This is a genomic window from Nocardia araoensis NBRC 100135 (genome assembly GCF_000308435.1).
Taxonomy (GTDB): domain Bacteria; phylum Actinomycetota; class Actinomycetes; order Mycobacteriales; family Mycobacteriaceae; genus Nocardia; species Nocardia araoensis.
Genome location: NZ_BAFR01000107.1, coordinates 20109 through 41705, shown reverse-complemented (window position 1 = coordinate 41705; position 21597 = coordinate 20109). Strand labels below are relative to the sequence as shown.

The following is a 21597-nucleotide window of genomic DNA, read 5'->3' as shown; positions in this document are numbered from 1 at the left end:
CGCCTTCCATGAAAGCCGAAACACGGCGATTTCGCCACCACCTGTAGCCGAGGGTCCGTCAGAGCGCCGACAGGTGCGCACTCGAGCTCCATGCTCCGTTAGCTCTCAATGGATGCGCGTGGGCGGCGATAAGTGCAGCCTGTGGATGGGATTTCGGCCAGGTCTGTGGCGCTGGTGATTTGGGTGATACTGGCGGGGTGAACGGGACATGGGAGGCGTGGGGTGGGGTCGTGGTGGCCGCGATCGCCGCGATACCGGTAGCCGGTCTCGTGGCCTGGCAGCTGGTTGGGCGGCGCGGGTGGCGGGCGGCGCTGTGCGATGTCGGGATGGTGACGGGTACGGCGCCGTGGTTGTGGATGATCCTCACGCCGACCGGAAGAGGTCGTTCGCTGAATCTCGTGCCGCTGCGTGATCTGGCCGAGCAACTGGCCCACGACCGGGTAATCGAGCAGTTCGGCGGGAATCTGTTGGTCTTCGCCGCACTCGGCTTCCTGTTGCCCGTGCGCCGACCCTGGTTCGCCCGCTCGTACCGCATCCTGTTGGTGGGAGCAGCAGCTTCGATCGCGGTGGAGGCTGCACAGTTCGCCCTCGCTATCGGCCGTCACTCATCCGTCGACGACGTGCTGTTGAACGCGGCCGGTGCATGCCTGGCGGGCCAGCTCTCACGACATCTGTGGGCGTCGCGCGCACTTACCGACCGTTCCGAGCCGGCATTACCCGAAGAGCCGACACGGGGCATCGACTCCGACCGAGACGGCGTCGGCCAGCCGACTTCCCCGAGTAGGGAGATCACCGAGAAGTGCGTAGCCGCTGGGGCGATACCAGCCATCCGCGACGAGCTGCCCCGATCGATAGATCCACACTCGAGACCGATCCCGCTGGATGCGCGGAAATCGGCATGAGCGTAGATCCTGCGCCGCAGTCGATCTCGTGACGCCGACCACCCGCACACCGGCACTACCGCGTGTCTCGGCACGTGATGGCTGCTCGGCCGAGTCCTTGACCTGCTCTGCCGTCGGCATTCATGAACACTTCCGACGAGGTGTAGGTCGCGACACGCCGCCAGGATCGGCGAACAACTGACGTCACAGTTCGCGAACAGAGCCAGCCAGGGCCATGCAACCCTCAATTCATTCGATCTCACAGAATATTCGAATGCTCAACTCGCAACTAGCATTTGCTCCCACCGCTATCCAACCAACCTCTAGCCAGCCCTTCCGCTAAACTCAAAACCGGCCACTACCAGCACATATGAACAAGAATCTGCCACACCTCATGCTCCCTGGTCGCGGAAACATCACGGTCACTTCGCAGTAAGAGCGCGTACGGTGGACTGTGTGATGTCACTGGCGAAGCTCGGCAGTGGCGACGGCTACCAGTATTACCTTCGTTCGATCGCCACGCAGGACGTGAACGATCGCGGTCCGCAGGACCTTTCGACCTACTACAGCGAGCGCGGCGAATCCCCGGGCCGCTGGCTGGGTTCCGGCCTGCCGAACGTCGGTATCGAGGTCGGTGAGGTGGTGACCGAAGCGCAGATGCGGGCGTTGTTCGGTCACGGCCTGCATCCGAACGCCGAGGTGATGATCGCCGCCGAAGTAGAAGCCCGCGCCGCAGACGGCATCTCGCGACGCACGGCGCGGGCGCACGCGGTACGCCTGGTAAGGCTGGGTGCTCCGTTCACGAAACACGTGGCCGCGGAGTACTCCTACCGCTACGAGCGGGCCCACGCGTATGCCGCCTACAACGCCGAGCACGGCCGCGTCCACTACGCCCCGATCCCCGCTGAGGAGCGCAGCCGCATCGCCACCGACGTTGCTGGGCGCATGTTCGCCGAGGAATATGGCCGCCCACCCCGCGATGACCGGGAATTGTCGGGCTGGGTGGCTCGCGCCAGCCGGGCGCCGTCGAAGCGGGTCGCCGGGTTCGACCTCACGTTCTCGCCGGTCAAGTCGGTGTCGACGTTGTGGGCGCTGGCGCCTCGCGAGGTGTCGGAGAAGATCGAGGCCGCCGTCGATGCCGCCCTGCAGGATGTGCTGGCCTATCTGGAGGAGCACGCGGTGTTCACCCGGGTCGGGCGGCACAGTCGCCGCCAGGTCGACGTCGTCGGTGGCCTGATCGCCACCGCTTTCCAGCACCGCGATAGTCGCGCGGGTGACCCGAATCTGCACGTCCACGTGGTGATCTCGAACGCGGTCAAACGCCATGACGGGCAGTGGGGTGCACTCGACGGCAGGATGATCTACCAGCACAACGTCGCCGCCTCCGAGCTGTTCAACACCCGGTTGGAGCACTACCTCGAGCAGTCGGTCGGCGTGCAGTTCGCCGAACGCCACAGCAGCAGCCGACGCCGGCGCGGGAAGCGGCCGGTGCGGGAGATCGTCGGCGTCGAAGAGCGCTTGGCCGAGGAATGGTCGAAGCGATCGGCTGCGGTGGATGCCGAGTTGACCACCCGCACGACGCGGTTTCAGGCCGAGCGTGGCCGCGAACCGACACCGGGTGAGCTGCACGACCTCGCCCAAGAAGCCACCTTGAAAACCAGGGGCCACAAGGTGGCGGCACGTTCGCGTGCTGAGCAACGCGCTGATTGGCGACGTGATGGCGTGCAGCTGCTGGGTGGTGAGAGCGCGGTCGATGCGATGGTCGCGACCGCCCTGGGACAGCCGATCCCGCAGCGGGAGGTCGCCGACGCCGCGTGGGTCGCCGCGACCGCCGCGAGAGTGGTGGAGGTCGTATCCGATTCCCGGGCGACCTGGCAATTCCGCCACATTCGCGCCGAAGCCACCCGCCAGCTACGCGGCAGCATCAACCCCGCAGACTGGCACACCCTCATCACCCAGGTCACCGACACCGCCTTGAGCGAGCCCCGGTCGATCCCCCGCGGCACACCAGAGGCCGAAGACATCGCACCCACCGTTGAGGCGTTGACCCGCCGCGACGGAACCAGCGTGTTCACCACCTCCGGCTCCCAGCTCTACACCAGCCCACAGATCCTCGCGGCCGAGGAACGCCTGATCGCGGCGAGCCTGCTCGAAGGCGGGCGCACCATTGCGGCGGCCGCGGTGGATGCCGCGATCATCGAGCACGCCGCCAACAACAACGGCCAGGTGCTCAACGACGGCCAGGTCCAGTTGCTGCGCGAGTTCGCCACCTCCGGACGCCGGTTCCATGTCGCGGTCGCCCCGGCCGGGACCGGGAAGACCACCGCCATGGCCGCGCTGGTGCGCGCCTGGACCGCCGAGGGCGGCACCGTGCTCGGGCTGGCACCGGAAGGACCGGCCGCCGGTGTCCTCGGCAGCGAGATCGGCGCGGACTCCAAGACCGTAGACATGCTCGTCACGGTGATCAACGACATCCGGTCGGGCGAGCGGGCCCTCGACGACGCACCGGACTGGGTGCGGGTGATCGGACCCCGCACCCTCGTCGTACTGGACGAGGCCGCGAAAACACCCACCCTGAAACTGGATGCGGCCGTGTCCTGGCTGATCGAACGCGGGGCCAGCGTGCGCGCGGTCGGTGATGACCGGCAACTGTCCTCCGTGCAGGCCGGAGGCGTGATCCGCGACATCGTCCACCACGCCGGAGCCGCCACCCTCACCAGCGTCGTCCGCTTCGACAACCCGAGCGAGCGCGCCGCCAGCCTCGCCCTACGCCACGGCGATACGGCCGCGATCGCCTTCTACACCGACCACGGCCGCGTCCACGTCGGCACCCTCGGCGCCGCCGTCCACGCCGCGTACCGGGCCTGGCGACTCGACTACGCCCAAGGCCGCGACGTCGCGCTGCTGGCGCCGACCAACGAACTGGTGCGCCAGCTCAACGCCCTCGCCCGCGACGAACGCCTCCGCCGCGAAGGCCTGCACGGACCGGAAATGCTGCTGTCGGATGGGCTTTCGGCATCTGTCGGGGACATCATCACGACCAGGGAGAACAACTATCGGCTGCGGATCTCCCAAACCGATCACGTCCGCAACGGCTACCGCTGGAAGGTCCGTGCCGTCTACCCGGACGGGCGGATCACGGCTACCCACATCGGATCCGGCCGCAAAGTCACCCTGCCCACCGCTTACGTGCGTGAATGCGTCGAGCTCGGCTACGCCCGCACGATCAACTCCGCGCAAGGGCTCACCACCGACACCTGCCACGGCGTGCTGACCGGCAGCGAGGACTGCTTCCAGCTGTATGTGCTGGCCACCCGCGCCCGCGCCGGCGGACACCTCTACCTCGCCACCGCAGGCGACGGCCAGGACGCTCCCGCCGAGACGTGGAACGCGCTGCATCCACCAACCGCGATCGACCTGCTGACCAAGATCCTCGGCCGCGACGGGGGCCAAGTCTCCGCGACTACCCAGGCCCGCCAAGCCGCCGACCCGCAGCGGCAGTTCGCCGGAGTCGTCGACGCCTACCTCGAGGCACTTACCACGGCCGCCGACGCAGTGCTCGGCGACGAGCACCACGCCGCCGTCGCCGCGGCCGCCGAACGCTTGGTGCCCGGTCTCACCGATGAGGAGGCGTGGCCAGTGCTGCGCCAGCGCCTGGCCATGGTCGCCCTGGCCGGGCGCGACCCGATCACGACGCTCAGCGACGCCATCACCGCGCGGGAACTCGACACTGCCGACGACAAAGCCGCCGTGCTGGTGTGGCGCATCGGCAATCGAACCATCGACGGCGGCCCGCTGGGATGGATACCGGTGATGCCGCCGGTGCTGCGCGACGACTCCGACTTCGGCGAACACTTGCGGGTACGCGCGGCGCAGATCAAGGACCTTGCCGCCCAAATCGGCGCTACGACCCACACCTGGACATCCGAAACTGCACCAGTGTGGGCGCGGCAGCTCGTCGAACGCGACCTGAACCTCACCGCCTCACTCGCCATCTGGCGGGCAGCACACGCGGTCCCCGACCACGACCGCCGCCTGACCGGACCGGTGCAATACCCAGTCGACGAACGCCGCACCCAGTTCCAGCTGGATGACGCAGTGCGGTCGCGTCTGAGAGATGTCGACACAAACACCCGCCGCTGGGCAGCGCTCGCCCAAGAAGTCGACAGACGGATAACGACCGACCCGTACTGGCCACAACTGGCCGAGGAGTTGTCCCACGCCGCCGACACCGCCCTGGACGTACCGACTGCCGTCCGCACCGCCGCCGCGCAGCGCCCGTTACCGGATGAACAGCCCGCCGCCGCGCTGCGCTGGCGACTGGTCGAAACGCTCGACGACGCGCAGCGCCGCCACGCCGACCAACTCGCCCGCGCCGTCTCTGAACTCCGAGTCGACCAGTGGCGCCGCATGAGCGATAGGGAACTGGAAGACGAGATCCGATCTGCTCGGAGCGATTTCGATCTCGACCCGATCCTGGACATGGGTCTCATCATCGAACGCAGCCAGCGATATCAGCGCGGCAGCGACGCCGACGCTGTACGCCGCGCTCACGCCGAACTCGATCAACAAGCGGCAGCGATCCGCGCCGCCCGCACCGTACAGGCCACAGTCGCGGCCGCCGAACACGCCCTCACCCGCGCTCACCGGCAACAGGCAACCGCGCAGAAGAACCCACCAAAGATCCCCTGGTGGCGCACTAACACCGACTCCGCACGCACCGCCCGCACGGAGCACGCATCCCGCCTCGAGCACCTGCGCCAAGTCCTCAACGATGCCGAAAAGGATCTCCTTGCGGCCCGCGAGACCAGCCGCCGCGCCCAAGCCGCAGTGCGCACAGCGCAGGACAACTGGGACTCAATCCTTCACCGTGCCGACAACCATGCCGCGCGCGCCGCCGAGCTGGCGACCGCAGACAAGAGCGACAGCGCGTTTGCACACGAACTGGCGCAGGCAGAACAGCGCTGGCTTCACGAGAAGCGCCAACTCGACGACGCGTTCACCGAACAGCAACGCCGCACGCAGCTGACACCGCCGCAACGCGACCTCGAAGACCGGGCTCGACGCCATCTCGATTTGGATACGCACCACGACCCGGCCTCTGCGCAACCAACAGCCCCCACCGATACCTGGGCAAGCTGCGAAGAGCCCTTTGAAGCAACCGAAACAGGCACTGACTACGAATACAGCTACGACTACGAACTGTAGTATTGCTGCTTCTGCGCCAAGCACGCCAGATCCGTCGACACCTGGCGCGCCATTAGATTGCTCATTGGCCGACATCAAATACCAGGCCAGCGCTGCTTGATCGAGAGTTGCGCTGCGGCACGGTGGTCATCGCCGGATACGTGCCGCCACGGTAGTCAGTGTCGGGTGGCGTCGCTCGTCAGCACGCATGACGATACGACGGGAACATGGGCGAATCTGATTGACTGGTGCGGTGCCCTCGTCTAGTACCGTTACTCGAATCCGCACGTTGGATGGTCTCCACCTCGCCGCTACCGTGGTTACTCCCGAACGCCTGGAAAACCGCGCCATCGTCCTGGTACACGGCGGAGGGGTCACTAGAGAGGAGGGTGGTTTCTTCACTCGCCTCGCGGATGGCCTAGCTGAGGCTGGGGTCGCGTCGCTCCGTTTCGATCTACGCGGTCACGGCGAAAGCGAAGGACGACAGGAAGAACTCACGCTGTCGATGATCCTCAACGACATCCGCGTCGCAGTTGCCTCCTTGCGAGAGGCGAGCGGTGTGCGACAGATCAGCCTGCTGGGCGCCAGCTTCGGTGGCGGCGTCTGCGCCTATTATTGCGCAAAGCGGAGCGATGACCTAAGCCGCCTCGTCCTACTGAACCCCCAGCTGGACTACAAGAAGCGCACCATCGACAGCCGCGATTATTGGAACGGTGACGTCATCAATGATGAGAAGGCCAGAGAGCTGAATGAGACTGGCGCCGTCCAGTTCACTCCTACGCTGAAGCACGGCCGACCGTTGCTGAATGAAGTGTTTTGGCTGAAGCCGAACGAGGTTCTGGATGAGATCAAGATGCCGACACTGGTCGTGCACGGCAACGCGGACACCTTGGTTCCGATCGAGGGATCTCGTGCGGCTGTAGCCGAGTTCACGGCACCTGCTGAGTTGGTCGAGATCGAGGGATCTCAACACGGCTTTGCGGTGCACGACGACCCCCAATACCTGAATCCCAGAAGCCAGAAGTATCAGGCCGAGGTGATCAGCCTCGTTGCCGAGTGGCTGACCACTGGAGTCGTCTCACGACAGTAGCGCGTCGTGCAGTTGACGCACCTGTGGTCGGTGGTTCCAAGGGTCGAGGGCACGGACGACATCGACGATGACGTTCATTGTCCGCTCCGAGCGGGTTTCGCGGGCGATGACCACTGATTCGACAGCGACCCGGGCGGCTTCGTCCGGTTCTCCGCTCAACGCGAAGGCTTTCGCCTGCCTGGCACCGAACAATCCTGCGTCCCGACGTGACAACACGTCACCGGCCAACACCTTGCTGAACAGTTGTGTGGCTATCGACGGCTTGCCCGCCTCTGTATAGCAGCACGCCGAGCGAACCAACAACGTGGCCTCGTTGAAATAGCTGGTAAAACGCTCATCAGCGATATTTCGTGCACTGCTCAAGAGGTGCTGGGCTTCATCGAGCGTTTCAGCGACCACGCGGAGGGGTTCGCCGACCATAGCGAGGCCCAACGCTTCCTGTTGCACGACTTCAGCCTTCACGCGTCCGGGCAACTGCCATGGCCCGTCTTTGGCGGCTTGCGCCAGGGTCAACAGCGTGCCGGTATCGCGGCTGTCGTATGCCATCTGGGATTTTTTCAACAGGACGTAGCCCTGCATGGGCAGGTTGCCCGACGCTTGGGCCCATTCCATCGCACGGTCGTACAGCACGGTAGCTGCTACCGGATCGTGCAGATCCCGGTACAACCAGCCTGCGAATTCCGCCGCGTCCGCACCGACGGTTAGCAGTTCACGCTGAACGTCCGGGCGTACCTCCCGGGAGTGTCGTCGGATCACCTCGAGAACGGAAAGGGTCAGAGGCAATGCATCCGCCGGTCCAAGCGATCCGTCATCGGTCTTGCATCGGGTCAGTTGCATGCGGAAGAAGTCCACGACTGACCCGTCGAAATAGCGACGAGCATCCTCCAGAGCCTCACCGACTCGCTGCAAATCCCCGGCAAGGCCTACTGGCAGCGAACCAGTGCCGTTCGACATCAACCAACGCGCCAACGCAATCGCGCTGTGACGGGCACCGTCGGTTGCCTCCGCAGACATCGCATCGCCGTCCGGCAGACGGAACCACAGCAGTTCGGCCGGGATTTTCAACGTCTGCGCCCAGCGGGTCAACTTCGATAGCTGTTCAGGCGCCGGACCTTTCTCAATCCGGCTCAGCTGCGCCTGAGTGAGGCCGAGCCAGCTCGCTACCTGCTCTTGGGGCAGCTGCCGACCGTGGAAGGGATGCGTTCGATACGCGTAGATGACGCGACCCATATGCCAGGTGGCGAGGGCATCGCGTATCTGGTCGGTCTGCCAGAACGTGGTGGGCACACCGGGTGGCTCGAGGCGCGCGCTACGCGTAGTGACCTCACAGGGACCGCAGAGGGAATCAGTGTTGTAACCATTGAGTCTGGTTCCGCATCGGGCGCAGTAGCGCCGTGCCACTGGTACCCGACTCATGGGGGGCCGCTCCCGAGGTTCGACTTTGGGGTTGTCGCCTTGCTTGATCGCGTGAATCTACCAACCACTCGACAGCTTCGACTATACGTCCGATGCATATCCCGCATACCTGCTAGTCGTGGTCGTTTTCCCGTGCTGATCCGACGCTGGTTCGGTCACGAAAACGCCGCTAAGGAAAGGGGTAAGCCGTGGCATTGTCCCTAGTCGTTCCCATTTTCGGCCCGCCGGCCGCGGGCAAGACAACCCTCACGCTGCGCCTCGGATCAGCACCTGGGCGTCAGGTGTTCCGGTTGCGGGAGCACGTCTCCCCGGAGGTGCTGGAAGCGACCGCTGCGCGTCCGGATCGTCTCGGCTGGATCGATGAACGCGCCGTGGCAGCGGCGCTGCGGGCGTATCTCGACACCATCGACAAGGACCCGGACGTCCACACGGTGTTGTTGGACAACTTCCCTGGTTCGGCCGCGCAGGTCGATCAGCTCTTGGCGAAGGTGTGGGCGTTGACGCCGTGTCATATCGAGGCCATCGAGGTGGTGACAGATCTCAAGACGCTGACTCAACGTGCCCGCAACCGGAGGGTGTGCCATCACTGCGAACGCGATCCGATCAACGATCCCCGCCTGCCGGCGATCGCCGCCGCGGATGACCCGTGGACGTGTGCTCGTTGTGGCGGACTGTTGCATCCGCGTCGTGGGGATTCACCGCGGTTGTTGCGCGCCAGGACGCAGCGGTATCACCAAACCGCCGCTGGGATCCGTGCCGCATTCCGCAGCGCCGACATCCCACTCACCCAACTCGACACTACCCACACCATCAACGGCGCAGCCGACCTGCTTGCGCCGCTGCTCATTTCCCGGAGTCCTGTGCGATGACCGCTGTTGATCTGCCCAACCCCACCCCACGCGGAAGTGGTGACGGTTACGGCCACGGCCGCATGCATCGCAACGCGGGTGTGCCCGAACCCGACCGCATCGACCGTGTGAACTATGGCCGGTTCCGCAACGTCTACCTCTACATCACCGAAGCGTGCCAACTGCGCTGCGAGCACTGCTACATGGGCGAAAGACTGGAGCGAGCATTGAAGATGCCGCTATCGAAGATCGTCGACACCCTCACCACCTGGCGGCGCCTCGGCGGCAGCAAACTGACCATACTCGGCGGCGAACCCACCCTGCACCCGCACTACTGCGACGTCATCCGGCTCAGTAAGAAACTGGGGTACGAGCACGTCATTACCACCACCAACGCCCAGAAACCCGCCCTGCGCCGCTTCCGGCAACTGCAGCCCGACGACTTCGCCTACATCCAAGTCAGCCTCGACGGCGGCACTGCCGCCTCCCATGACGCCATCCGCGGCGAAGGGACCTTCGCTGCCGCGCTGGCGACAACCGCCGAGCTGGTCGAGCGCGGCTTCGACACCCGCATCATCTGCACTGTCAACAATGCCAACGAACCCGACGTGCTGCAGCTGCTGGACATCGCAGACTTCCTTGGTGTCAGCCTGGTCAAATTCCACGTCTTCTCGACCATCGGCACCGGCCACGGTAACCCTGACATGGCCATGACCCCGCCGGAATGGGTGGGTTTCTGCGACCGCCTCACCGACATCGCCACCCAGTTCAAGACACGTGTCTGGTATCAGCCGACCTACGCCCGCCGTGACCAAATGGATCGCTACGCCGCAGAGGGCTACAAAGGCTGCATCGGCCGCACGCTCGACCGCATCTCAATCTTTCCCGACGGCCGCTGCTACATCTGCTCCTACCTGTTCGACACCGACCTGCACTTCGCCCAAATGGTCGATGGCCAAGTGCAACTCAACCACGGCGTCAACGAATTCGACCTGTTCACAAGTGCTCTGGCCGAAAGCTCCTGCGGCGGATGCAAAGCCACCGCCTGCCTCGGCGGCTGCCCCGCCGAAGAACTCGTTATGGGCCAAGCCTCCTGCACCGCCTACGACGACATCGTGCCCGTGTGCCGACTGTGGAAATCCAGCGCCAAACCGGAGGAATAGTCATGCGTAGACCCACCGACGCGCTGGACCACGCGGTCGGCCAGCTGCGTGAGATCGACTGGGAAGACATCGACGAAGTCGAACAAACCTGCCGCGCAGCACTCGACACCCTCGCTACCGACCCGGTGGCCATCCGTCATCGGCTCACCGACCTACCTAACCGGACAGAGCTGATGGCCTTGTGCGAAGCCTACGACATTCTCGACAAAATCGTGCTCTTCGACGATCGCGAATCTGGGGTCCGTGTCCGGCTGCATGTCTTTCTGCCCGGTTACTTCGACCGCCCCCACAACCACCGCTGGTCCTACGCCAGCCGTATCCTGCGCGGCCACTACCGCCACTACCTGTTCGGCAACGCCGAACTCGACGAACACATCAACCCCAACACATTGCCTGTCCTGCACGCGCGCGAAGAACCCGTCGGCACCAGCTACGCCCTCCATCACAGCATGGTCCACGCCGTAGTCGCCGAACCGTACACCGTCTCACTCGTCATCCGCGGCCCCGCCGTCAAAGACCGCTTCCTCGTCATGGACCGCAACACCAGCCACACATGGTGGCAAACCGGCGCGAACCGTGAAACCGCTGAGGAAGCCCAGCGGAAACGAATGAGTGCCCAGCGGCTCCAGGAACTGATCGGACAGCTGAACGGCTGGCAACTGTTCTGACAGCGCGAGGCCCGACACCCTGAACAACATTGGTCAGAATCGGCTGTGGGGTGTCGTGAACACCACGACACCCCACCTGCCGACACAAGCGACCGCGCTGCGCCCTATCCAGCGCCTCCGCTGTTAACCGACCGCGACACCGCCACGGTCGTCTGCTGGAGTCCGAAGGGCAGTGGCCGCTCATCCGGTCACATTCGCAGCTGATGGGGCGAACAACTGAGCGGAGCGTTTGCCGCGGGCTTCCAAAACAGCCACTGCGTCGGCACGCTCGGACCTACCAGCCGAAGGTCGAGAATGGATCCTGCTTGGCAATGTGCTGGATCGCGGTCCGGCAGTAGCTGATCATGCGGTCCGGAAGCGCATCCATAGCGAACCAGTCGAGTCCACTGCACTTGTCCGGCTCCAGGTTCGTCGGCTCTCCCCGCCACGAGCGCACGGTGAAGAAGAAAGCCATACGCCCGCCCGAGGACGAGTTGTGCATGACGTGACTGAACTGCACATCGGCAAGCTCGATTCGTACGCCGATCTCCTCCGCGGCTTCGCGCACCACCGCCTCGACCACCGACTCCCCGGCCTCGAGATGCCCCGACGGGAGATGCCACGCCCCGTCCTCAAATCCCGTGTTCTCGCGTCGACCGAACAACACCTCATCGGCGCGGCGAAGCAACAGATGAACATCGCCGGTGACCTTGTGCCGCTCCATCCTGGCAGTGTGATCGGAATCTGCCGTCACGCTCATTACGGTATGCCCCTTTCCGTCAAACCATCGGTTGACCTGGTAGTTCAACGACATAGTCGGTGAAAGAAACCGAAGCCTATTGCGGCGGCTCGTGATCGGGCATACGCCGAACGCATATCGGCTCAGAAGGAATCGAAATACCTCCGCAGCACAGGACCCGCGACTGTTGCCTTGCACCCGGTACCCAGGTGACGCCCTCCGCTCGCGAAGGCGCACTGGTCCACCACAGGGGTGCACCGGTGGCGAAAGCCCTCGGTGCCGGGTGCATCTTCTCATTGCGACCCGAACGGAGCACCGGCATGCACACCCTCGCCATGTACCAGCTGATCGCCATGTGCCAGGATCAGGCGCACCAGGCGCCCGTAGTTCCCTTCACCGTGTACCAAGCACACCAGGTCATGCAGATCCACCGGGCCTGCCGGGCCAAGCACTGCCCCAGAAAGGACGCGGCGCTTCGAACTCTCATCGAAGCCGGCCGGGTCATCGCCTCAACCACCAAGCCCCGGTGAGTCGACGCATGGATCAGACCCGGGAATACCGGCACATCCACATCGAAACCGGCAGCCTCGACTTGCACTACCGCGCACCCGCCGAACAAGCGCAAGATATCGCAGACGCACTCGCGGCCAGCTACCCCGACTCGAAACTCAGCGTCACAATCGACGACGAGGTCAACGACTTGCTGCCGCTACTGCCGTGCACCCGATTGTGGGAATGAATCCCATAGTGCAGCTCCGAGCGACGCAGCCCACCTGGCTCTGCCACTGACACCGAGTTCATAGCTGGCTTAATGTCACACTGAATCAGGCAACGTGACTACGGTGAAGCGGCGCGCTTGGGAACGCATCACCTGCTGGACCGGCAGCGCACGCCGCCAAAGCCCCGAAGACCACTTCCGCGCACACAAACACACCATCCACGACCGCCTACTCGCCATGGAAGTGCAGGTCAGATGAAAATCCTGGTCACCGGCAAACAAGAATTATAATACCGATCGGTCTGATCTATTGGGGACGGGCCCAACATCTTTGGGGGACGGCCCAGCACCTTGAGGTCGCCGGTGTGACCACGCTCGACGAAGTTCGGCGAGCGTGAGCAGCCCAGCCGGACACCCGGCTCAACAGCCCGAGCACGCGGCAAATCACGCGCTTCTGTAGAAATCTGTTGAAAGACAGCCGGTAGCGATGACGGCTAACCTGCACGGTTTAGGCCAGTCCGGTTTCTGATCTCGGAATGATGTCAGCCGTCATCTCGGATGTACGTCACTCCGAAGGCGCGAACCTGGCGGAACTCCTGACGGGTACTACCGAAGTCGAACCAGCCGCCTTCTTGCTTCTGGAAGATGTCCAGACCACGACCGAGGTTGATGCGCCATCCATTGTTGGTGCGGATCCAGCGGTCGTGACCCCCGGGGTCCTTGGCCACTTCTACCTTTATCCCCTGCTGGGCGGATCCCTGAACGATCTGGTGGAGCATCTGCAACTGCTTCTTCTGTTTGTCAGGATCATCTTCGAGGAGGGTGAACAGCTTGAACAACACCTCGTCAGCAGGGTCCTTCGCCGACGCGATCAAAGCCAGCAACTCGACCAGGTTCCGGCCCTGGTGACTCATCCGGATATACGGGTCGTGCAACTCGATCTCCGTCGCACCACGCAGGTACGGCATGAGAAGGGTCTCGTAGGAGACTCCGCGCTGGTTCTCGACGAAGTCCCGCTGCCCTTGATACAACTCCTCCTTGACCGTAGCCGAAGCAGCCGCGGTCGCCGGCGTAGCCGGATCCGCAGCTCCCTCATCGACGTCCCCTGTACTCGGTCGTCCACGGTGATAATGCCCCGGGTACTCGTCTTCCTCCAGCGTGGTGACGGCCGTCCATTCGCCGGCCAGCGGCCGGTAGCCGAAATTCACGGCGACCATGGTGTCGTCGATACGCAGGATCTGGTCTTTCACACGCTTACGCCCCTCGATCGCGAAGCGCAGGATCTCCTCGATCTCCTCAGCGGTGGCTTTCTCATGCGGGTAGAGCAGCTTCATGAGACCGGAGAAGGTCTTGTGGATGCCGTCGCGGTCGCGGCTCGAGATGTCTGAGCCAAGCGTGAAATGCGGCTGGTAGCGGTCGGAATAGTCGAGGTCCCGCATCGACTTGAGCACCTCGGCGATGTAGTCGACGACGAATCCATAACCGGTGGAGAACATGTCGCCACGGATCGTGTCGAATTCCCAGCCAGGGATGTAGCAGTGCAGCCGATCGAGGTAGGCCGGGTCGTGGTAGCTCTCGGGGAGCTCGTCGAAAAGGTCGGAGTGCTTGAGCATGTACGGCACGGTGTGCGAGGTATTGCCCACGAACACCATCGATGCCTCTGCGCCGAGGGTCTCGACTCCACGGGAGAACGACTTGTTCGCCATGTAGTTCTTCATGATGTCGACGAGCGCCCTGTCGGTGCGCTTCTTCTTGCCCGCGAACTCGTCGAAGGCAACTACGTCCCAGTAACCGACGAGCCCGAGGCGGCCGTTGGCGTTGTTGACGAACAGCTTGGGTACGGTGACCTCTCCGCCGGAGATCAGCATGCCGTGAGGCGAGAACTCCGAGTAGATGTGCGACTTGCCGGTTCCCTTCGGGCCGAGCTCGACAAGGTTGTAGTTGCGCTCAACGAACGGGATGAGGCGAATGAGCTGGAGTAGCTTGGCGCGACGGCCGAACTTCTCCGGGTCGAAGCCGATAGACTGGATCAGCAGATCCATCCACTCGTCCGTGGTGAACTTCGCCCGCGCATCCAGGTAATTCTGGTAGTCGAAGTTCGACATCTGGATCGGCTTCAAGCTGCCGAGAATCCATGGCACGGCACGGGGGTCGTCGCTGTGGAAGTATTCGATGTCGCACAGGCACCACACGCCACTGACGAGCAGCTTCTGATTCGCGTTGACGGTGCCCGGGTCTACGAGAACTCCGCTGATTCCGAGGTTGGCGAAGGATGCCTGGTAGACGTCATCTTTCTCGTTGAGGGTGACGCTCACCTTGTCGATGATCCGGAAGCGGCCCTTTTCACGAATGCGCGACTTGACCAGTTCGGACTCGTTGCGGTGCACGTAATGCTGGGCCAGGATTTCTCGCACCTTGTCGATGCCTGCCCGGATCGTGGCCTCATCGTCGGAGGCCGCGTACTGACCGAGCAGGTACTCCAACACGTAGGAGGGCACGATCGCGTTGCCCTTGACCGCCTTGACCAGGTCTTTGCGGACCACGGCGCCAGCGAAGTGCTCGTTGATCTTGCGATCCAGGTCGCTGGGCTGCCCCGTTGCGTGCGGCGCCTCGGCTTCCAGAACGTCCTCGATGGGCGCGGCCTGGTTCAGGTCGATGTTTTCGCTCATCATCGCTCCCTTAGAAGTCGAAGTCCGTTGTGAAGGAACGTTTGATCGTGTACGGCACGCTCTTGTACTTCTTCCACTGGTCGGTGCCCTCAATCGGCTCCGACAGGCGGAATTCCACACCTTGGTTGTTCGCATCGTCCGCGTCCTTGCTCAGCAGGAGCCGAACGCTCTGGAATCGGTCGCGCCCCTGGTCGCTCGCCGAGTCGAATATCATCTCTTGTTCGTTCGAGATCAGCTGGTCCCCGAAGTACAGCCCGGCACGCAACCGTCGTGCGGTGCGGTGCGGTTCGACCTTCATCGACTGGTAGAGCTTGACAACAATCTGACCCGTAGTGATCTTGTCGGACTCGGGGTGGATGTCGACGTTGACTGGCTCGACTGTGTTGTTGCGTCTCTTGTTGATCGAGACGACCGGCACCACGATCTCCTGGAGCGATGCTCCCCCGTGCACGAACTGGAACCCGGCACCTGCCTTGACGATCCGGTGGATCGAATTCGGAATCTGCACCTCGAGATCGCCGGACAGCCCCAGCTGATCCGGTTGGAAGGTCCGGAATCCGGCATCCTCCTTCAGACCACGGCCCAGCACGTAACGGCGCTTCTCTGCAACGATCTCATCACCTTGCGGCTCGACGGTGAGGTTGAACTGCGGCGCCAGTTTGGAGCGCTGATAGAGGAAGCCGTGATCCGCGGTGACAAAGATGTTCGTGGCGTTCGCGTTGGCGAGCTTCTTCACGATATCGACCAGCTGATCGAGTGCTTCTGCCACTGCTGAAAAGGTGCGGTGTTCCGATTTCGCGCTGTCTCCGGTGGCGTCGATCGTGTCGTGATAGACGTAGAGTACCTGGTGGGATGAATACAGTTCTCGCCGCTCGGCCGGCTTCATCTCCACGAAGTCTTTCGCTTGGACAGCCACGCCCCCCACTGCGTTCAGAATCTTGTTGCGGTTTGCCGAACCATCGGATTTCAGCCCATCGACCAGAACCGGATCACCAGCCGGAGAATGCGCCAGGGTCTTGTGCGGTAGGAGCGCCGCCATGCCCAGCTGTGTGTAGCTCGGCAGCACACCCAGCAGTGCCTCGATCTTGGCTTCGAACTTGTTCTCACCACGGATCTTTGAGGTCAACTCCTCGGCGATCTCGTAACGCATCGCGTCGGAGATCACGACGACGGCCTTCTTGTGACCACCTTTGGTGAGTTGCGCGACGTACTGGTCGTAGAACGAGGATTGAGAGGTCACGGCGGGCGTACGCCACTGCTCGATCGCGTCGACCTGCTGCTGCCAGCTTATGCCGAGCGGGGCCAGGAAGTTCGTGACGTAGGCAGCCTCGACCCGGCCCGCCAACTCATCGAGCGGCTGCTTGAACTCGGCCGTCAGGTAGGCGTGGGTGAACTGGCGGTAGCGTTGATCGATACGGAACAGCTCGTCACAGTACCGTGTGATCCCCTCGTCGAAGCTGGTGAAACCCAGTCGGCCGGTGCGGATCGCGGGCAGAAGCTCGGCGGCCGCCGCCAATGCCTCGTAGAGGATGGCGTAGTCCTCGAACCAGAAGCTGTCACGACGGCGGGTGCTGATGGCTTCGAGAACATCGCGTTGCGGCATCGTCTGGTTGACGAGCCCATCGACCAGACGGCGGATTGTCTCCCGCTCAGCGGCTTCGAAGATATCGGCGTCCCTGAGTGCGTCCCACGGGATTTCAGCGACTCCCTCCTGGTAACCGAGGTCCTCCTCGGCCTTGCGGGCGAGTACCTTGATCGCGGTCGCGCTGCGTTTGGAGTCCCGGAAGCTACGGAAATCGATTGCGAGGTTGCGGGCACGCTTCGACGAGGTGACGTCGAAGCCATCGCGAGCCTGCCGGAACATCCACAGAATGAAGCCCGGCACTGTCGGTGACTCCGATCGGTACCCATAGATGTGCTTCGCGCCGGTCCAGTGGAAGTCGGCGAGCCCATACTGGGAGAGGGCGTCGAAACCGACCGAGCTGTCCTGTGCCTGTTGAACCAGCAGGGTACGTGTGAGCTCGGAGAAGCTGTGCTCCTTCTGCCCGATCGCGACAGCGCACATCTTCGCCCGCACCATCACGAGATCATCGCTCGGAGCGAGCAACGCCTTCAGTTTGTCGACCAACGTGGCGTCAGCGAAGAACGAGGCATGCTCGGCGATGAGCGCGTCGGCACCAGGCTGGGTCAGCCCTAGGCCGGCCCGCATGAGCTCACCACGATCTGCCGTGAACACGGGTCCATAGGCCATCTCGAGGTCGAGCAACCAGTTCCCTGGCCCTTCAGCGACGGGTCCAGAGCGGTAGAGCAGAAACCGAGTCGTTCTATCCTCGCGGAGCACACGATGCTTGACGGCGAACTCATTGTCCTCGATGCGCAGCACGGTGACGTCACTCGGCAAGTGGCTGTCGAGGTCAGCCGCGTATCCGCCGTCAGGGTCGTGCCACACGACGATGCGTTGCCCGGCGAAGCGGTCCACGAGATGGCTGGAGATCGTGGGCGTCTTGCTCATTCGTGGTCCTCGTCATCTCGGCGGCTGCCGAATTCGCGACGCGCAAGCCCGTACTCCGCGCGCTGCTGCTGGAGCCTCTTGGTGTCGATCAGGTGTCTGATTTGCCAATTCATCAGCGCCAACGCCGCGTTCGCTGGCGGCGCGACAGCCGACCCGGCCGTCTCGATCAGCGCAGAGCCCTGCCCGAACGGGCCTGCCGCGCTCGGTCCACCGGCGGACTTCAAGTCACCCATCCGATGCCTCCAGACCGGTGATCTTCCTCAAAGCTGGGTAGAACCTCGGGTAGTTCACTTTCACACCATCATCGAGGTCGATCTCTACTCGCTGGATGTCCAACGGGTAGAGGACGTCATGCTCGTAGTCGCGCAGCTCGGTGAGGATCGCGCGCAGGCGATCAGCTTCTTTCTGTGCCTTCGCCGATGCGCCACCGGCAGAGGCTTCCTCAGCGCGCTGGAGCGCGACCTCGAGCTTTGCTCGGTATTCACGGAGGTACTCGTTCAGGACCGTCGACACCGTCGCCGGAGTGTAGCGGTGCATGTAGACCAGCGCGTTGAAGGATCCCTTGGGAGAGGAGAACATCCAATAGATCGGGCGCTTCTTGTAGCGTTGCACGTGATCCTCGTAGAACTTCGATCTCGCGACGTTCTTACCGGCTGGGTTCGACTTCGCGATGAAGTAGTCCCGAATCGTCTTGACGCCCAGAGATTCCTCCACGAAACGCAGGTTCTCCGCGAAGTTCTCCGGACCGAAGGCCGTACGCAAGAACTTGCGGAAATGCTCCACGATGTCATCCTCGAACCAGCCGTCGTCGACGAACGGGATGACATTGTCGGCATCTGGCAGGAACGTGGGCGACGGCACCTTCGCGAGGTAGTCCTGAAGCGTCGCGCCCTGGTCGGCGAGGATCAGACCCGGCTCGTCGAGGCTGTAGCGACCGAATACGCAACCTACAGCGTAGGAAATCAACTCTTTAACGAAATCAGCACGTTCCAAAGCCTCGTACTCAGCGCCTGACTTACCAGGGCCGTACCGGAATTCAACATTGCGAATCAATGAAACGCGATGAAGCGGAACGCCGACCGGCACCTCGTCTGATAATCCGTACGCTTCAGCGACAACGCGGTTGTTCTCCATCTCTCGGACCTGTTGCTCGCGAGCAATCTGAGATTGGGTCAGCGACCATGTCGCATAGCGCTTGGCAAGACAACCGCGTGCGAGAGTGGAATCCAACCACGAAGGGCGTTCGAAATCCCACGATGTTTCGAAGTCATCCCAATCGCTCCGTGAGGTATCAACCAGGCTCTGAATCGACTCACTTGCGGCAAGCTTAATCGACTCAGAGTCCACGATCGGGACTGCCCCTATATTGATCGGTTGGAAATTGAGCGTAGGCGAAATTGCCGCGAGAATGGCGTCCGCAGTTGTTGAATTTAGAATCAAGGCCGGAACAGATAAATCTCGGTCAGAAAACAGTGTACAACCGCCATTATCGAATGCGGCACCCTCAGGAGTGAACCGTATCGACAACCCGCCGGATGTCACTGTTCCCCAGGTCCAACCAGGCCGTCCGAAGTAGCGGCTTCCACTGCGCGTTCGCATCTCGGCCCCGCCATGTCGCCAGTCCACCAAGAACTCACGGTAGCCGTACCACCTGCGAAATCCGCCACCCTTGTTGTAAGGGTTCCAGGTGCCATTCCGAAACTCGGTCAACGATGTCGCTCGTTGCGACACTTCCCACCAACAGCGCAGAAACCTGGCGTTGTCGCCGGTGTCCATTCCCTTCCGCGGTTCCGCGCTCATTCGCAATGGTTGTCCCGCCGTGAAGGCTGCCTGCACGGCATCGGAGAGCCAGTACGCGATCGGTGAGCCAGGTACTTTGGCGAAATCTTCGGAGGATTTCGTAAATCGCCACTCACAGTCGGTCCTCTTCGCCGCCTCGAGCACGGCCGCCCTTTTTTCGGCTTCGTTCTGCCCATCAACCGCACGCACAAAATCTGCTGCGCGCATGGTTTCCCGGCCAGGTTCGAGCACGAAGGCGGTCGTAGAAACGACTGCACCGCCGATTGAATCGAAAGCTCGTTCGCCGAGATGGACCATAGAAACTGGCGGGCTGGAGCGGACAATCCTCTGTCTCAGAGCCTCATAGGACGAATTAAACATCCAGGACTGCATGGTGACCATGGCGGTAGCGCCGTGCTTTGCCGTCAAAGTCAGACATCGCTGAATGAACATGGCATAGAGGTCAGCCTTCGATTCTTCGAACTCGGTGTTGGCGAATTCGGCAAGCCGAGTGTCCATGTTCTTGCCGCCCATGTAGGGCGGGTTTGCCACCGCGATCGCGTACTCGCGACTGAGGATCGCGGCCTGCACGACGACTTTGCGTGCCTGATCCAGCGTCTCGAAAAGGAGCGTCCCTTCCTGCTCCTTCAAATCTTCGAGTACGCCAGCTGCCCGATTGGCCTCGTCGGCGTCCGGCTGTATCAGTGCACCGAGCCGGTCGGCGTTGTGGAACTGATTCCAGAACGCCTCCTCCGCGTGCCGGTCGCAGTCCGCGGTCACCAGGAAGTCCAGTTCATCGGGTCCGAATGAGATCGGTTCGGTCACGCAGATCTTAGGCTTCACCTGCGAACGAGTGAAGAAGCGCCGATCCTTGTCGCGTGCCTTCATGGTGAGCGCGAAGGCTGCCAGTGATCCTGCGCGGGGATCGATCTCGGTGCCATGGAGGTTGTGGGCGAGGATCAGGCTTGGGATTTCCGAGGGGGCGCAACCTTCTTCTTCGTAGATTGCGTAGAGCAGGTCGAAGGCGTAGGTGAGCATATGGCCCGACCCGCAGGCCGGGTCGATCACCGTCAGCTCCTCGGGGCCGTTGATCTTGAGGAAGTCGGTTATTTCGTCGACCTGGGCTATGTAATAATCCATCTGGTCGACGAGGCGCGAGGTCGGCCTGTTGAGCATCCACAGCCTGCCGAGCGAGTTCTCAACCAGGTAGCGAACAATCCAGTGTGGCGTGAAGAGCTGGGTTGCCGCCGGGATCTCGTCGGCGCCGGCCTTTTTGTTCTTCTTGAAACCGGCGAAGACCTCGTCTTTTCGCTCGGAGATGTAGAACTGGTAGAGCCATCCGATCACCTCGACGTCCTTGCAGACGTCCTCCGTGAGCACCTCGCGGGCACGCGACAGAATCCCACCGTCGGCGAGAAGCCCTGACGGGACGAGGAGTTCGGTGTAATCGCCTTCACGCTCGAACATGAAGGGCATGGCATTATTCCAGTACCGGCAGTACTCGGTCAAGAGCAGCGCGTAGGCCTCCCCTTCGGCGTCCGTGCTGCGACGGGTTCCGTCGAGCAGCCCCAGGATCGCATCGGCCATGCGGTCGTTGGTGACTACGTCGGTGTCGAGGTGTCCCCGCTTGGCGTCGGCAAGGATCTCCGGCTGTCCGTGGTCGTGACCGTGTGCCGGCGAGACGATTCCGGCACTCGTGTATCCGCGGGCATCCATGTAGCGCAGTGCGATGAGCCGGTTGAACCATGTGTATGCGACTTTGTCGATCACGTGCTTCCGACCGTGCTCGGCGATCTCCCTTTCGAGGCGCCGCACCGTTTTCCCGCGCTCGCTCCGCGCGACCGAGCCAGCACCGAGCACCGCCGAAGCCTGAGCTTCGACGGCGGTAAGCAGTTCTCGGCGGGCCCGGGTGGCGAATCGCTCCAGGGGCTTGGTATCCATGTGTTTC

At 62.9% G+C, this 21597-nt stretch carries 14 protein-coding genes; 8 read left to right on the top strand and 6 right to left on the bottom strand.

Annotated elements, in window-relative coordinates; genetic code table 11:
• Positions 1-197 precede the first annotated feature (197 nt).
• The 3 genes from ON21_RS13385 (at position 198) to ON21_RS13375 (ending at position 7158) form a co-directional block, all read left to right on the top strand.
• Positions 198-902, top strand: a complete 705-nt coding sequence (locus ON21_RS13385; RefSeq protein WP_083880593.1) for a VanZ family protein — start codon at positions 198-200, stop codon at positions 900-902.
• A gap of 438 nt (positions 903-1340) precedes the next feature.
• Positions 1341-6089 carry a MobF family relaxase gene (mobF, locus tag ON21_RS40600; protein WP_051020758.1) on the top strand — a complete coding sequence of 1583 codons (4749 nt, stop codon included), beginning with the start codon at positions 1341-1343 and terminating at the stop codon, positions 6087-6089.
• Between the two features lie 268 nt (positions 6090-6357).
• Positions 6358-7158, top strand: a complete 801-nt coding sequence (locus ON21_RS13375; protein ID WP_218004077.1) for an alpha/beta hydrolase — start codon at positions 6358-6360, stop codon at positions 7156-7158.
• Here the strand turns inward: ON21_RS13375 and ON21_RS13370 are convergent.
• On the bottom strand, positions 7147-8445 hold the full coding sequence (locus ON21_RS13370; protein ID WP_063821063.1) for a helix-turn-helix domain-containing protein: 1299 nt from the start codon (positions 8443-8445) through the stop codon (positions 7147-7149). The genes ON21_RS13375 and ON21_RS13370 overlap by 12 nt on opposite strands.
• 317 nt (positions 8446-8762) lie before the next feature.
• Here ON21_RS13370 and ON21_RS13365 point away from each other — a divergent pair, with 317 nt between their 5' ends.
• The 3 genes from ON21_RS13365 to ON21_RS13355 are packed head-to-tail and all read left to right on the top strand — an operon-like array spanning position 8763 to position 11253.
• A complete protein-coding gene (locus ON21_RS13365; protein ID WP_039798170.1) occupies positions 8763-9443 on the top strand; it encodes an adenylate kinase family protein in 681 nt (226 codons plus the stop codon).
• On the top strand, positions 9440-10585 hold the full coding sequence (locus ON21_RS13360) for a radical SAM protein (RefSeq protein ID WP_039798169.1): 1146 nt from the start codon (positions 9440-9442) through the stop codon (positions 10583-10585). Before ON21_RS13365 ends, ON21_RS13360 begins: the two co-directional genes overlap by 4 nt.
• 2 nt (positions 10586-10587) lie before the next feature.
• On the top strand, positions 10588-11253 hold the full coding sequence (locus ON21_RS13355) for a hypothetical protein (RefSeq protein WP_039798168.1): 666 nt from the start codon (positions 10588-10590) through the stop codon (positions 11251-11253).
• A gap of 274 nt (positions 11254-11527) precedes the next feature.
• On the opposite strand, the gene ON21_RS13350 is transcribed toward ON21_RS13355, so the two are convergent.
• Positions 11528-11986: an NUDIX hydrolase gene (locus tag ON21_RS13350; RefSeq protein ID WP_373281128.1), complete on the bottom strand. Its 459-nt coding sequence runs from the start codon at positions 11984-11986 to the stop codon at positions 11528-11530.
• A gap of 305 nt (positions 11987-12291) precedes the next feature.
• On the opposite strand from ON21_RS13350, the gene ON21_RS13345 reads away from it, so the two are divergent.
• On the top strand, positions 12292-12501 hold the full coding sequence (locus ON21_RS13345) for a hypothetical protein (RefSeq protein ID WP_039798166.1): 210 nt from the start codon (positions 12292-12294) through the stop codon (positions 12499-12501).
• A gap of 8 nt (positions 12502-12509) precedes the next feature.
• Complete coding sequence (locus tag ON21_RS13340; protein ID WP_039798165.1) at positions 12510-12710, top strand: hypothetical protein; 201 nt, start codon at positions 12510-12512, stop codon at positions 12708-12710.
• 521 nt (positions 12711-13231) lie between these two features.
• Here the strand turns inward: ON21_RS13340 and brxL are convergent.
• From brxL to pglX, 4 genes are read right to left on the bottom strand one after another with little or no spacing between them, the layout of a single operon-like run.
• On the bottom strand, positions 13232-15358 hold the full coding sequence (gene brxL / locus ON21_RS13335) for a BREX system Lon protease-like protein BrxL (RefSeq protein WP_039798266.1): 2127 nt from the start codon (positions 15356-15358) through the stop codon (positions 13232-13234).
• A 10-nt stretch (positions 15359-15368) separates the two neighbouring features.
• Positions 15369-17870, bottom strand: a complete 2502-nt coding sequence (pglZ, locus tag ON21_RS13330; RefSeq protein ID WP_039798164.1) for a BREX-1 system phosphatase PglZ type A — start codon at positions 17868-17870, stop codon at positions 15369-15371.
• Positions 17867-18094 carry a hypothetical protein gene (locus ON21_RS13325; protein WP_157170827.1) on the bottom strand — a complete coding sequence of 76 codons (228 nt, stop codon included), beginning with the start codon at positions 18092-18094 and terminating at the stop codon, positions 17867-17869. The genes pglZ and ON21_RS13325 overlap by 4 nt, the downstream gene beginning before the upstream one ends.
• Before the next feature lies 1 nt (position 18095).
• On the bottom strand, positions 18096-21590 hold the full coding sequence (pglX, locus tag ON21_RS13320) for a BREX-1 system adenine-specific DNA-methyltransferase PglX (RefSeq protein ID WP_039798162.1): 3495 nt from the start codon (positions 21588-21590) through the stop codon (positions 18096-18098).
• Positions 21591-21597: the final 7 nt, after the last annotated feature.